At 63.3% G+C, this 12886-nt stretch carries 9 protein-coding genes and 1 pseudogene; 3 read left to right on the top strand and 7 right to left on the bottom strand.

Features of this window, described 5'->3' with window-relative positions; all coding sequences use genetic code 11:
* Positions 1-74: 74 nt before the first annotated feature.
* From tnpB to AC2FLM_RS12690, 4 genes and pseudogenes are all read right to left on the bottom strand, one after another.
* Complete coding sequence (gene tnpB, locus AC2FLM_RS12705; RefSeq protein ID WP_496858345.1) at positions 75-428, bottom strand: IS66 family insertion sequence element accessory protein TnpB; 354 nt, start codon at positions 426-428, stop codon at positions 75-77.
* Positions 425-862, bottom strand: coding sequence for an IS66-like element accessory protein TnpA (tnpA, locus tag AC2FLM_RS12700; RefSeq protein WP_496858343.1), 438 nt, complete (start codon positions 860-862; stop codon positions 425-427). The genes tnpB and tnpA overlap by 4 nt, the downstream gene beginning before the upstream one ends.
* A 245-nt stretch (positions 863-1107) precedes the next feature.
* Positions 1108-2394, bottom strand: a pseudogene (locus AC2FLM_RS12695) (IS1182 family transposase); the annotation flags it as partial.
* A gap of 90 nt (positions 2395-2484) precedes the next feature.
* Positions 2485-2985, bottom strand: coding sequence for a hypothetical protein (locus AC2FLM_RS12690; protein ID WP_496858341.1), 501 nt, complete (start codon positions 2983-2985; stop codon positions 2485-2487).
* Between the two features lie 454 nt (positions 2986-3439).
* Between AC2FLM_RS12690 and AC2FLM_RS12685 the strand changes: the two genes are divergently transcribed.
* From AC2FLM_RS12685 to AC2FLM_RS12675, 3 genes are read left to right on the top strand one after another with little or no spacing between them, the layout of a single operon-like run.
* Complete coding sequence (locus tag AC2FLM_RS12685; protein WP_496858339.1) at positions 3440-6250, top strand: WG repeat-containing protein; 2811 nt, start codon at positions 3440-3442, stop codon at positions 6248-6250.
* Position 6251: 1 nt separating this feature from the next.
* Positions 6252-8324, top strand: coding sequence for a hypothetical protein (locus tag AC2FLM_RS12680; protein WP_496858337.1), 2073 nt, complete (start codon positions 6252-6254; stop codon positions 8322-8324).
* The gene (locus AC2FLM_RS12675; protein WP_496858335.1) at positions 8324-10285 is read left to right on the top strand and encodes a right-handed parallel beta-helix repeat-containing protein; all 1962 of its coding nucleotides are present in this window, start codon (positions 8324-8326) and stop codon (positions 10283-10285) included. Before AC2FLM_RS12680 ends, AC2FLM_RS12675 begins: the two co-directional genes overlap by 1 nt.
* Positions 10286-10572: 287 nt before the next feature.
* On the opposite strand, the gene AC2FLM_RS12670 is transcribed toward AC2FLM_RS12675, so the two are convergent.
* The 3 genes from AC2FLM_RS12670 to ppk2 all read right to left on the bottom strand — a co-directional run bounded on the left by AC2FLM_RS12670 (position 10573) and on the right by ppk2 (position 12857).
* A complete protein-coding gene (locus tag AC2FLM_RS12670; protein WP_496858333.1) occupies positions 10573-11316 on the bottom strand; it encodes an FkbM family methyltransferase in 744 nt (247 codons plus the stop codon).
* 67 nt (positions 11317-11383) lie between these two features.
* The gene (locus AC2FLM_RS12665) at positions 11384-11995 is read right to left on the bottom strand and encodes a TetR/AcrR family transcriptional regulator (protein ID WP_234136483.1); all 612 of its coding nucleotides are present in this window, start codon (positions 11993-11995) and stop codon (positions 11384-11386) included.
* Positions 11988-12857 (bottom strand): polyphosphate kinase 2, encoded by an 870-nt coding sequence (ppk2, locus tag AC2FLM_RS12660; protein WP_496858330.1) that lies wholly within the window; start codon positions 12855-12857, stop codon positions 11988-11990. Before ppk2 ends, AC2FLM_RS12665 begins: the two co-directional genes overlap by 8 nt.
* Positions 12858-12886 lie beyond the last annotated feature (29 nt).

Genomic DNA, 12886 nt, shown 5'->3' with positions numbered 1-12886 from the left:
ATATCTGCTTCAAAGACATGGAATCACAAGGCAAGCATCATGGGAATCCTGAATCCGATCAGGGGCGACACGCTCTAACCCGCCAGCTCCGGCCGCCGCACGCGTTCGGGCCGCACAAGCCGCCAGTCGAGCCCCTCAAACAGCGCCGAGAACTGGGCCGGGGACATCTTCATCACGCCGTCCTGCACCTGCGGCCAGACGAACTTCGCGCCTTCGAGCCGCTTGTGCACCAGCACGATGCCGGTGCCGTCCCAGACCAGGATCTTGATCCTGTCCGCGCGCTTGGCCCGAAAAACGAAGGCCGCGCCGCTGAACGGATCGAGGCCCATCACCTCCTGGACCAGCAGCGCCAGGCCGTCCATGCCCTTGCGGAAATCCGTCGGGCGTGTCGCCACGTAGACCCGCAGCCCACCAGCCGGCGAGATCATCGCGACGCCGCCCGGATCGCGCGGATCATCCGGGACAACTGGTCCGCGTCGATATCCGAGCGCATACGCAGTATGACGCCGTCCACAACCAATTCGATCCGGCACGGCCGTGCCTCGACACGGCTCTTTTGGTCAGGCGGTGGCGGGGTCGGGTCCGACTGCTCCACGACCAGCGCGGCAAACATCGGTTCCCGCATCGCTGCGGCCGGCACCGCCAGAGCGCCCGACTTGAGCTTCCTGCGCCAGTCATAGACCTGCCAACGCGTCACCCCATGCCGTCGCGCGACATCCGCAACCCTCGCCCCGGGAACCAGGCTCTCGGCTGCAATCCGCGCCCGTTCCGCCTCGCTCCGCATGCGCCGGCCGGATCGCCCCTCCAGAACCTCGATCCTGCCCACGTAGCCATCCGTCGAGCCGTCCAAAGAGCCGTCCATTTTGCCGTCCAATCCTGCCCAACCTCGGCAGAAGGACTCGCACAACCAGCATCAGCCCGGCAGGAGGTGATCGGCGAAGCGCTTACGGTGTGTGGAAACTCGCGCGATCTCTCGACGAAAGGAATGTTCCGGTCGATTTAGTGGAGGCACCCGATTTTGGACCATCGTGGCGCCTTATGCACGAGAGGGGGCTGAATCTGCGCTCTTGTTGCGTTTTCTGCGGTGCGATTTGAACTGAGCGCCCCTCATGAGGCCGGAATTGCAGCCAGAAGCCCCCGCACATCGATCAGGTTGATCATCCGCTTGATGTTATAGGCCAGTACATGGAATGCCATCTCGGTTCGGACATTCTTGAGCGTGCGCATCCGGAAGTGCGTTGCCCCCATCCAGGCCTTGATTGTGCCGAACGGATGCTCGACGGTTGAGCGGCGGAGGCTCATCAAGGCAGGATCTCGGCTCATGCGGTCGCGCATCTCGTCGACCAGATGCTCATGTTCCCATCGGGTGATCCGGCGCTCTCTGCCGGTCGTGCAGCGTGCCTTGATCTCGCAAGTCTGACAGAGGTTGGTCCAGTAGCGGTGCACCACCAAGCCCTGCTCCTCGGTCGTGTAGTGGCGTCTCAGCGTCTCGCCGGCCGGGCAGTGGTAGACATCCGCATCGGCGTCGTAGGCGAAGTCAGCCTTCACATACATGCCCTTCTTTCGGTTGCCAGATGTCTCCGGCCGGGGGAGGGTCGTGGTGATGCCATCCTCGTGGCTGGCCACTATCTCGCGGCCGCTGAAGTATCCCTTGTCGGCCACAGCACTCATCTCGTCACTCCCGAGCGCGGCCTTCGCCCCCTCGGCCATCGGTGACAGCTGCTCGCGGTCGTGTCCGGCATTGATCACATCATGCGTGACGATCAGATGGATCTCGGTATCCGCCGCTGCCTGAGCGTTGTAGCCCACAGAACCGCTCCCCTTGGCGCTGGTGGCCATGGACCGGCTATCCGGATCGGTCAGGGAGATCTGGCCGTCAGGGGCATCCTTCAAAGCCTCGTTCAATCCTTGCAGCCGCTGGATTACCTGCCGGATGCGGTCGGATCTTTGCGCCAGGTTGGCAGTCTTCTCAGCCCGCGCCTCTCCCTCTTCCTGGAGATCGACCCGCACCATCTCTTCGAGGTAACGCTCGATGCTGGCCTCAAGATGGGCAATCCGGCTGGCGATCTTGCCCTTGGTGAAGTTCTTGTCGCGATTGTTCACCGCCTTGAATTTGGAGCCATCAATAGCAACGCAGTCCCCGTTCAAAACTCAAATCCTTCGGCAGAGCTCGACGAATTGCGCACAGGTCTTGCGGATCGCAGAACCATTGTCGCGCCGAAAGTCGGCGATCGTCTTGTGGTCTGGGGTCAACCGACCCGTCAGCCACATCACCTCGACATTGCGCCCGGCCTCCCGCTCCAACGCCCGGCTGGACGGGACACGGTTCAGATAGCCGTAGATGAACAACTTCAGCAGAACCGACGGGTGATACCCTGGCCGACCCGTCAGCGCCGAAGCAAACTATCACGCAGCTCTGGAAACTCTGACCATGGCTGCGTAACTTAGATCAACCTGCCTCCGGCAAACCCGGGGCGGTTCATACTACTCGGCCATTGTGATCATCATTTTCGGTGCTCTGGCCTGGAGGGCTGTCAGCATGTTGACCAAGTTTGCAGAATTGTAGCGACAGACCACAAAAATAGGGTAGGAGCCGCAGTCACCCTGCTCCGATGAGCATTTGAACCGCGCGACCGTGAGCGGGCAGTAGCTGTCTTGATCACCACCCTCCAACAGATCGCCGCCCGGTGCCGATACAACGTCAACGCGTACCAAGTGTTCAAGGGGTAAGCGCCATTCTAGCTGGTCTGTCACGGTTCTTCCCGGCACGCCGTGTTCGATCCACTCCACTACAGTGTTGTATGTGCGGCGAATGACCAATTGATCGTCGTCTATGTGAATATCGTTTTCTACCGATCTCGTCCAGAATCCGCGTTCGATGCCACCGATATCGCGCGACAGGGCTTGCAGATCCTGTGCCGCCAGCGGTGCGGCGATACCGGCAATCGACAATGCCAGGATTGCCACTTTACAGGGTGAGAACATTTGTCGTTCAGCCTTTGTCAGGGCCGGTCCTGCGAAGGGCCGGCAAGGTTCAGGGTGTGCATGGCATGAAACGGCAAGTCCAGACAAACGTGCAAGCCGACCGTTTCGTTTCGGCGCCGGTGGTCCTTGCACAACCCTCTATCCGTGGACTGATGCGCCTTTGGTGTCGAGCCAAGTATCGCATGTGACACACGACGCGTTGCCCTCCACCGGACAGCGGACGGCAGGACTCCTGATCCTATTCCTTCCTGAGCGAATGAATAGCCTGGTGATGTTGCGTCCATAGTGCCGAAAATGTCTGGCCCAAGGGTTGACCTAAGGTTCAGATTGTCAAGACTGGAGGTCGACTTGCCCGGGACGGAGAAAGGCTAACATATTGAAGAAGAAAAGGATACTGTCGGGGTGGTCGTGGACCGCCGGGTTTTGCCGGGCCCGGCGAGCCTTGGGTGCGACATTGATTTTGACGGCAACCTCGGCATTTTCCGAGGACGGATTTCGCTGGGTCGCCGCGCCTGCCTATGAGGACGCGGGCGCAGCGTTTGACGGTGTCGTGCCACTGATGCAGGGCGGCCGGTGGGGCCTGATGGGTGCTGACGGCCAGTGGCGCGTGGCACCGAAGTTCGAGGCGCTTGGCGCGGCCAACGACGGACATATCGCCGTCAAGCTTGGTGGGCTTTGGGGGATCATCGACACCGATGGGCGCGAAAGGATCGCCATTGCCCACCAGGCGATTGGCCGGTGGGCAGACCGGATTCCCGTAAAGACTTCAGAGGGCTGGCTGGTGCTGGACCAGACAGGCGCCCGGGTTTACGGACCTTTGCCCATCGACACGCTGCGCGGCAACGAAGGTCACTGCATCACCGGGCAGGTCGGCGACCGGCCGTATATCTTCGACGATCAATATCCCCGTGATGGCGAGGTATATGCCACCAGCGACCGGGCAATGCGGGTTTATGGGCCGAGCGGTGGCATGGCGGCGTTCAAGCGCGACGGCAAATTCGGCTATCTGAGCTGTTCTGAACGAGTGGTCGCCGTGCAGGAGCAGTTCGAGGCGGTACGCAGGGTGTCGGAAGACGGATATGCCGCGGTCATGACTGAAGGGCGCTGGGGTCTTTACAACATTCAGCCCGGGGGCGCGCAAGAGGTTCTGTGGCCGTCGTTCGAAGGGATGCGGGATTTCACCGAGGGCCTCATGCCGGTGAAAACCGCGCAAGGCAAGTGGCGTTTCGTCGATGCTTCGGGCCGACAGCTTTTCGTGGGGGATTACGACCAGGCCTACAGTTTTTCCGATGGGGCGGCGGGCGTGAAACTGGGCGACAAGCGGGGCTTCGTGCTGCGTGACGGCAGCGTTGCGGCCGAGCCTCAGTTCGAGGATTTCTGGCGGCATGCCAAGGGGCTGGCCCCGGTCAAGCAGGGTGGAAAATGGGGGGTGATCGCGCTGGACGGCACCTCGGTTCCGGTCGACCTGAGCCTTGATATGGAGGGTCTGAGCCCCGAGCCGCCCCCGCCGATGGTGAAGATCGGGGTGCCGCAGAGCTATTTCAGGCAGGATTTCGCCTCGCTCGGGGGCTTTGCCTTTGATCCCGAGGCGCGGCTGATGGCCACGTGGATCGACGAGAGCGAGGATGGCCAGCCCAGCCCGCGCAGCGGGATATCGGTGTGGGATATGGAAACGGGTGGTTTCGTGGGCCAGATGCGGATACCGGATCTGCAGCGCGCGGCATTCCTGCCGGGGGGCAGGGTGCTGGCGGTGGGGACGCTGGATGGATCGGTTGCGTTCCACGAGGTGGCCACGGGCAAGGAACTGCTGCGCAAGCGGATGGGCCATGGGTCGGTGACGGCGATGGTGCTGGATGGGCCGCAGGAGCATCTGGTGGTCAGCACCGCCGCGCGCGTGGTGATCTGGGAAATGACGACCGGCAAGGTTGTGGCCAGCCGGGATCAGGGGTTTCACGCGTTGGCGGCGTCGGGTCGCCGGGTGTGGGGCGCACATGAGAATGGCGACGTGGTGTCGATTGCGCCGGGGCAAAACGATGCGTTCTCGAGGCACGCGGTGGCGCAGGTGGTGCCCGGGCGCAAGCGGGTGGAGATCGGCCCGGACGGGACCGCGTATTTCGGGGCCTATGCGTGGTGGAACCCCGACAATGTCGAGCAGGCGCCGCTGCTGTTCTCGGGGAACTCCGGCGCGGCGTTGCCCGGCGACTGGACGCGGCCCACATCGGTGGCGTTCAGCGACGATGGGGCGTTGATGGCGCTGGTGCGGGATGCGGGGCTGCGCGTCTATGATCGGGCGACGGGCGATCTGCTTTTGGAGCGCGTGCAGAGCGCGGAGATGCAGGAGCAGAGCTTTCCGGCCATCGACAAGCTGGCCTTTGTGCCGGGCACGCGGCATCTGGCCATCATCGGCAGCGAAGGCACGCCGGTGATGATCTACGACCCTGAGGCCGCACGCGAGGTGATGCGGTTCGGGGTACGCCCGGAGCGGGACTATTTCGGTGTGGTGGCCGTAACCGCCGGGGACAAGCTGTTTATCGGCACTTCTGACCTGTCGCTTTACGTGTTCGACCCCACCAAGCCGGAGATCATCTCCATCGATCCTGCCAGCCTGCCCGAGCCGCCGGAGTTTTCCGAGACCGTGCCGGTATCCAGCGACGGGCGCGATACAGTTTTCTTCGACGGCCTGCAGGGGGCGATTGCGATTGATGCGAACAGCCTGAGCATCCGGCCCAAGGGTGCGGCCGAACAAGGCGCGGAGCAAATCGAGATCCCCGAGGCGTTGCGCGCCGTGATGGGCGATATGGGGTTGCCGGACTATTCCACCCGGGTCGGGCTGCTGGCCGGCGGCAAGGTGCTGGTTCTGGGGCGCGCCTCGGGCGTGCACGAGTTCTATGACACCGCAAGCGGCGAGAAACTGGCGACGATGACGCTCTTGGAAGGACAGAACTGGGTGGTGGCGACGACGGCCGGGTTCTATGACGGCACGCTGGCGGGGATCGAGGCCCTGTCGGCGGTGGAGAATGGCCGGGCGCGGTCGGTCATCGAAGCGATGCCGCAGTTTCACCGCCCCGATGTGGTCCGTGCGGTGCTGGCCGGCGGGGCGCAAGAGGCCGCCCGCGCCGAGGCCGAGCGGTTGCGTGAAGAAGGCGCGGCGGTGCCGCCACCCTCGGTCACCGCGCCCGAGGCGGGATTGACGCTTGGCGGTGACGCGGCTGCACCGGCGGCGCCCTCGTTGGATCTGGGGATCACGATCGAGGCGACCGAATAGGATGCGGGGCGCGGCGTGGCTTCTGACGATCTGGCTGGCGTTGCCCGCGGCGGCGCAGACCAATCCCGCGTTGAACGCGCCCGGTGCGCCGATCCTGGAGCCTGCCACGGTGACGCGCTACAGCGACTGGACCTTGCGTTTCCCGACAGCGGAAAAGGCCGAGGCGCATCTGCGCGAATACAAGGGCGTCTATGGCGGCGATCAGGCGCATGCGGCGGCGGTGGACCTGGACGGAAAGCTGAAGGGCTATCGCATCCTGAGCGTCGAGTTCAAGCAGGTGGAGGGCTCGACGAAGTACCAATACCGGGCGCGGGCGAAGATCGAGATCTCGCTGGAGCCCTACGAATTGAACCTGGCGGCGGCACGCAACAAGGCGCGGGCCGAGGCAGAGGGTGCGGCGCCGATCACCGATGAGCTCGAGGCGCGCATGGCCGAACTCGAGGCCGAGGACGAGGCGCTGAGCGCGGCGGTGGTGGAGGCGGCCGTGGGCGATCTGATGGACAAGATCAACGATGTCGAGGTGATGCAGAACACTCTGGTGGGCGTGTTGGCGCGGCTGGGCGGCAAGGGCGCGGCGCTGGGTCTGTGGCGCGGCGGGTTGACGGCGGATCGCTATGTTTCGCGATTGAGCGAGATGGCGGCGCGGGTCGAGGCTGCCCGGCAAAGCGTGACGGGGTTGCAGGATCATGCCTGGCGCAAGACCAGTTCGATTTTCGACGATTTCATGCGGGAGCTGGACGCGCTGGAAACCGGGGGGCTGAACTGGGATACCTATCCGACCCGTTATGGTGGAACAGACCCGGATGTGGAGGCCTTCTGGAAGGCGCGCGATGCGTTGCACGAGGCCGTGAAAGGGGCGGAAAAGCAGGCGGTGACCTATGATCACCAGATCTTTCAGGAGCAGATGCAGCGCACAACGCGGTTTTTCAAACGCGAGGACAAGCGCGAGGAGATGCAGAAAGAGGCCATCCTGGCGCGCTATGCCCGCGATGATGACCCGGACACCGACGACACGGCGCAAGACAGCGCCGGGGACGCGGCGGGCGCGGCTTGGGACGACACGGCCCACCTGAAACAGGCGTTGCGGGGCAAGACGCCGACGGAAGACCTGAAAGAGGAAATGGACGCGCAGGACGAGGCCGAGCCGCAAGAAGAGCGCGCCGCGCCGACCGCGCCCCTGCGCCGGGCGGCCAGAGCCGAAGCGCCGTCTCCGCTTCGGGTGGCGGCGCGGGCCGAGACAGCGGGGATCAGCAGCGTGGATGCGGATAACCCGCTGGGCGACCGCGCACGACAGGACAGGCCCGAAACCGCCCCCAGGGTGGCAACGCCCAGGACGCCCTTTGCCAGGCTGCGGCAGGACGAGCGCTTGGCGGAGGAGCGCGAGGCGCGCAGCGCCTCGATCCAGCTGACCTCGCGGGCAGGCGCAGAGCTGCGGGGAGTTCTGGAGGGGTTTGTGAGGCAAGAGCAGGAAGCCATGCAGGAAAGCTATGTGCAAATCCTCTACTACCTGGATGACCCGGCCTATGCGGCGGTTGAGGCCTGCTACACGCGACGGAGCGAAGAATGGCGACGCCGGGTCGACCAGTTTCGCGCCAATTGCCCAAGGGGACGGCCACCTTTTCATGGCGCCGAATATGCCGCATGGAAAGCGCAATGCCCCGGCGACTGGTATGCCGAACCTGGGCATAGCAAAGCCTTTCCCGGCAGTAGCACCGCAGGTCTGAGAGGCTATGGCGTTTGGTACAACGCCCAAGAGAGCGAAATCTCGACAGCGCTGCAGCGCGAAATGCCCTGCCCGGACAGGATTGAGCGAACCGTTTTTGCAGCCGGATCCGTTTTGCATGTGGTCATTCCACGTGAGCACGTCAGCAGTTTCAGTACGCGCGTTACGGACTGGGCGACGGCTCAGGGCTATCGGGTAAAAACCGTCAATAGCGCCGCGCGCCCGGAAGAACTGGAGCGGGTCGCCTTAGACCGGATCGGACCCGCTCCCGACCTGACTGGCGCACCCTTCGAACTCTATGCCACCAGCGCACTAAAGGAAGCGCGGGACATGTTGGAGGAGCAACCGTGATGGAAACCCTACGCCGGACATTGACCTTCCTTCTGGCGCTGTTTTGGGCCTTGCCGGGTGCCGCGCAGGAGTTCGAGGCGCGGATGAGCGGGATCTACACCGCCGGCGAGGATTTCGATTTCCCGGTGCAAATGGTGATCTGGCCCGATCCCGAAGGCGACGGCTTCGGTGGCAGCGTGACGATCTCGGGCGCGCGTTATCCGCTTTACGCCGAGCGTGACGGGGCGGCGTTGCGCGGGATTTTCGAGGCCGAGGGCGCGGTGCAGCGCTTTGCGTTCCTGCCGCCAGAGGAGGGCGTAGCGCAGGTGGAATTCACCGGCGAGCGCGCGCCCGTCGCGATGACCCGCGCGGCGTTGCCCGGTTTCCGGGCACGCTTCGAGGGGCCGTTCGGATCGCTGAGCCTGCGCCTGCGCGACGGGGCGGTTCAGGCTGTTTTCAGCGATGAAAGCGGGGCGCAGCAAACCTGGCAGGGGCAGCGGCTGGGGTTGCGGGTGCTGTTTTCCGACGGCCCTGCGAGCGTGGTGTATGAGCCCGGCAACGGCGTCTACTATCTGGAGATGCCGGGTTTCTTCGGCGCGGTCGAGGCGTTGCCCCTGCCGATTGTGGTGGGCACATCCGGGTCAGCGGATGTGGCAAGCCTTGAGGCGGCGCTGGCACAGGTCGAACCCGGCGGACGGATCGAAATCGAGCCCGGGCAGTATGCCGGGTCCTGGAACGTTTCGGTTCCGGTCGAGATCGTCGGCCTTGGTGGGGCACCGGACAAGGTGGTCCTGAAGGCGGATGGAGAGACCGGAATGCAGTGGTCCGCCGATCAGGGTTTGCTTGAAGGTCTCACCATGCGGATGACCGAGACGGGCACCGCGCTTGCCGTGCAAGGTGGCATGCTGGCGATCAGGGACAGCGTGATCGAGGTGACTGGCGGTCGTGGTGTCGCCCTGGGCGGAAGCGCGCGGCTTGAAATCCGCGACAGTAAGCTGCGCGGCGGGGATCACGCCATCACGGCAAGCGATTTCGCCGGTCTGTTGCAGGTGTCGAACAGTGATTTGTCCGACACCAGGAAGTCGATCGTGACCTTGGCCGGCGCGGCGGACGGGAAGGCCAGGATCGAATTCACCGGAAACACGCTTGGCGGAAGCCCTTCAAACGCATTCAGATTGGTCGATGGCATCTCTGCGCATCTGGTCGAGAATCAGATACGCGATGTGCGCGTGGGATTTCATCAAACAAACGCCGGTGCTGCGGAGTTCGAGCAGAACCTGTTTTCCGAGATTGGCACCCATGCCATCTGGATCGAGGGCGTGGTCCGCGACGGGCCGCTGCGCCTGACGGGGAACGGTATCGCCGATGTCGGGGAGGCCTGTCTGCTGTTTTACAATTTCCAGCCGCGATCTGCATCGGCTGAGGTGACGAACAACAGCTTTCAGGATTGCGGCAAGTTTGGCCTCGCCATCGTTGGCAAGGAGACCGATATGGATAAACACCGGCTGCGGATAAAGGACGGGCATTTTGAACAGAACGGCACCCACATTTTTCTGAACGGCGCGGCACAGGCCGTCGGATCGGGGCTTGATTTGATCAAAGCGCGCGGTTCGGCAATAGTATTGAGCGATACTAGCTCATTTGAGCTACGCGAAAGCCGAATCGACACAACGCCGGATCACGGCCTGATGGCAATTGGCCCCGGTGTTGTCGCCACCCTGATCGAAACCGAAATTGCCAACGCGGGCAAATCAGGGGCCGTATTCTCGGGCGGCGCGCTGGGTAGTTTTGAGCGGGTGCAAATCCGTCAAAGTACCGTTCATGGCATTGAGTTGCATAGCGGAAGCCAAATATCTCGCTTTGAGGGGAACTTGGTGGAGAATAATGGCGGAGCTGGTGTCTGGGTCGATGGTACATTTTTTGTACCTGGAGCTAACAACGGCTTCATCGAGAATGCCAAAGGAGATATCCTTCGCGATTGAGTGTAAGGTCCGTGAGGCAACTGATCTTGTTTTGACAAGGGTGGAAAGGGCCGTTCGGCGCCATTGGTTATCAAAAGGCGACTGACCGCTTCGTCCGCAAAGCTGCTTCTGATAACTGACGTAGCGAACGACCGCTCCCCGCCGACCGCGCCTGTTCGCAGTCGCCTGATGGCGCGCAATCCCTGGCAGCCACGCTGACGACGCAGGAAACGCGACGCTACTCCAAAAAAACCACAGGATCGCGTGCGAACCAGCGACCCCTCGGTCCTACCCGGAAAAGGGAGGTCTCACCCTTCGCGCAGGTACCAGTCGTCAAAGCGCGAGATGTCCGGCAGCACCCGGCGATAGCCTTTCGAAGTCAGCAGGGCGTGGATGTCCTCGCGCTGGGGGGCGTGGTTGTGTTCCACCGTCATCACCCCGAATGTCCAGCGGTCGAAGTCGAAGGCATTGAGGATGTCGAACTCGCTGCCCTCGGTGTCGATCGAGATATAGTCGATATGTCCGGGCGCCTTGTGGGTTTCCAGCAGTTCGACCAGCGAAATCGTTTCGACCTTGTAATTCTGGCCGCGGATGCGGCGCGAGGATTTGACGAAGGTCGAGATGCCCGAGTTCTCGCCGCGCGGCGCCTCGGTAAAGCCCAGCGTTTCGCCCGATGTGTGCCAGACGCAGCGGGTTTCGATGGTGGCGGTGCGGTTGGCCTTGAGCGCGGCATGCCAGCCGCGTGCCGGTTCGGCGAGGATGCCGCTCCAGCCAAAGCCGGTTTCCAGCAGGTAGGAATTGTTCAGCTCGATCCCGTCGGTGGCGCCGAATTCGACAAAGAAACCGCCCTCCTTGAACCCGGTCTGGCACAGCGCGAACAGGTCCTGGCGCAGTTGCGATTTCGATTGGTCCAACAGGTCGATGCAGCGGCTGCGATCCTCGGGCGCCATCGCCTTGAGGAATTCCAGGTCGAACCAGGCTTTCTCCCGTTGTTGCAGTTGGCGCAGGCGGTCGCGGCGAACAAGTGTGGTGTTGGAAATCGAATGGCTCACGGCAAGTTTACTCCGGCAATCACCCTGTCTGGGTAGCGGGACACCCCAACCGAGGCAAGGGGCTTTGTCAGTCGGGCGCGATCAGACCCAGCCCGCGCAGATAGATTCCGACCCCGGATTCCAGCAGATCCTCGGGCGCAAAGGGGGCGGTGGCTCCGGCATTGCGGGCGTAGAGCTCGACCACGCCATGGCTCATCGCCCAGATATGGGCCGAGACCATGGCGGCGGGCGGGCGTTTTTCGGGGGGGATGTGGTCGCTCAGATCGGCGGCGGCCTGTTCCAGCACCGCTTTGGCGCGATTGGCGGCGGCGGCCAGTTCCGGGCTGCGATTGACCGAGATGCCGCTTTCGAACATGGCGATGTAATGGCCCGGATGCTTGCGGGCAAAGGCCAGATAGGCGCGGCCTGTCGCTTCGAACGCGGCCAGCGCCGAGGGCTGGCCCTTGTCATAGGCATATTGCATCAGGTCGGCAAAGATCTCGAACCCCTGGCGGGCGGCCTCGGCGATCAGCTCTTCGCGCCCGTCGAAATGGCGATAGACCGCGGCGGGGGTCACCCCGGCGGTCTTGGCGGCCTCGGACAGGGTGAACCCGGTTGGCCCCTTGGCGCGGATCAATTCCAGCGCCGCGTCGATCAGCGCCTGTTTCAGATTGCCGTGATGATAGCCCTGCTTACGCATTCCAGATGTCGGGGCCTCCGCAGATGGCCGCATCGGGCTGGCCGACCGCGTCCCGGTCCTTGTTGTCATAGTCGATACCCGCCAGCACGGTACGGATCGCCGCCAGCCTCGCGCGTTTCTTGTCGTCCGAGCGGATCACGGTCCAGGGCGCCTTGTCGGAGTGGCTGCGGGTCAGGGTTTCCGAGATGGCGGCGGAATAGGCCTCCCATTTGTCCAGCCCGGCAATGTCGACCGGGCTCAGCTTCCATTGTTTCAGCGGGTCGCGTTCGCGGTCGTGGAACCGGCGCAGCTGTTCGGCGCGGCCCACGTTCAGCCAGAACTTGAACAGGTGGATGCCGTCATCGGTCAGGTCATGTTCAAAGGGCAGAACCTGGCGAAAGAAGCGTTCGCGCTCGTCCTCGCTGCACCAGCCGAACACATGTTCGACCACGCCGCGATTGTACCAGCTGCGGTCGTAGAACACCAATTCCCCCGCCGAGGGCAGATGCTGGATGTAGCGTTGGAAATACCATTGGCTGCGTTCGGCCTCGTTTGGTTTCGCCAGCGCCACCACACGGGCGCCGCGCGGGTTCAGGTTCTCGCGGAACCGCTTGATGGTGCCGCCCTTTCCGGCGGCGTCGCGCCCCTCGAACAGGATGGCGACGCGGGCGCCGCTCTGCTTGATCCAGGCCTGAAGCTTGACCAGTTCGATCTGCAGGGCCTCCATCTCGGCCCGGTAGGCTTTCGACGACATCTCCGCGTCATAGGGATAGCTGGCGCTCAGGATATCGTCCTTGTCCGCCTTCTCGATGGCGCGGCGGATGTCCTTTGGTGCCTTGTCGTTGAAATAGCGGGAAATCTCGCCTGTTGTCGCGCCCGTCATTTGCCCGCGCTCCCTTGTGCTGCCGTTTG

This window comes from Ruegeria sp. SAZD011 (assembly GCF_059612545.1).
This window is presented reverse-complemented; position numbering and strand designations above follow the sequence as displayed.

Excerpts from the sequence above, each read along its gene's own strand:
- tnpB (WP_496858345.1), bottom strand. The coding sequence starts at position 428 with ATGATCTCGCCGGCTGGTGGGCTGCGGGTCTACGTGGCGACACGCCCG.
- tnpA (WP_496858343.1), bottom strand. The coding sequence starts at position 862 with ATGGACGGCTCTTTGGACGGCTCGACGGATGGCTACGTGGGCAGGATC.
- AC2FLM_RS12690 (WP_496858341.1), bottom strand. The coding sequence starts at position 2,985 with ATGTTCTCACCCTGTAAAGTGGCAATCCTGGCATTGTCGATTGCCGGT.
- AC2FLM_RS12680 (WP_496858337.1), top strand. The coding sequence starts at position 6,252 with ATGCGGGGCGCGGCGTGGCTTCTGACGATCTGGCTGGCGTTGCCCGCG.
- AC2FLM_RS12675 (WP_496858335.1), top strand. The coding sequence starts at position 8,324 with ATGGAAACCCTACGCCGGACATTGACCTTCCTTCTGGCGCTGTTTTGG.
- AC2FLM_RS12665 (WP_234136483.1), bottom strand. The coding sequence starts at position 11,995 with ATGCGTAAGCAGGGCTATCATCACGGCAATCTGAAACAGGCGCTGATC.
- ppk2 (WP_496858330.1), bottom strand. The coding sequence starts at position 12,857 with ATGACGGGCGCGACAACAGGCGAGATTTCCCGCTATTTCAACGACAAG.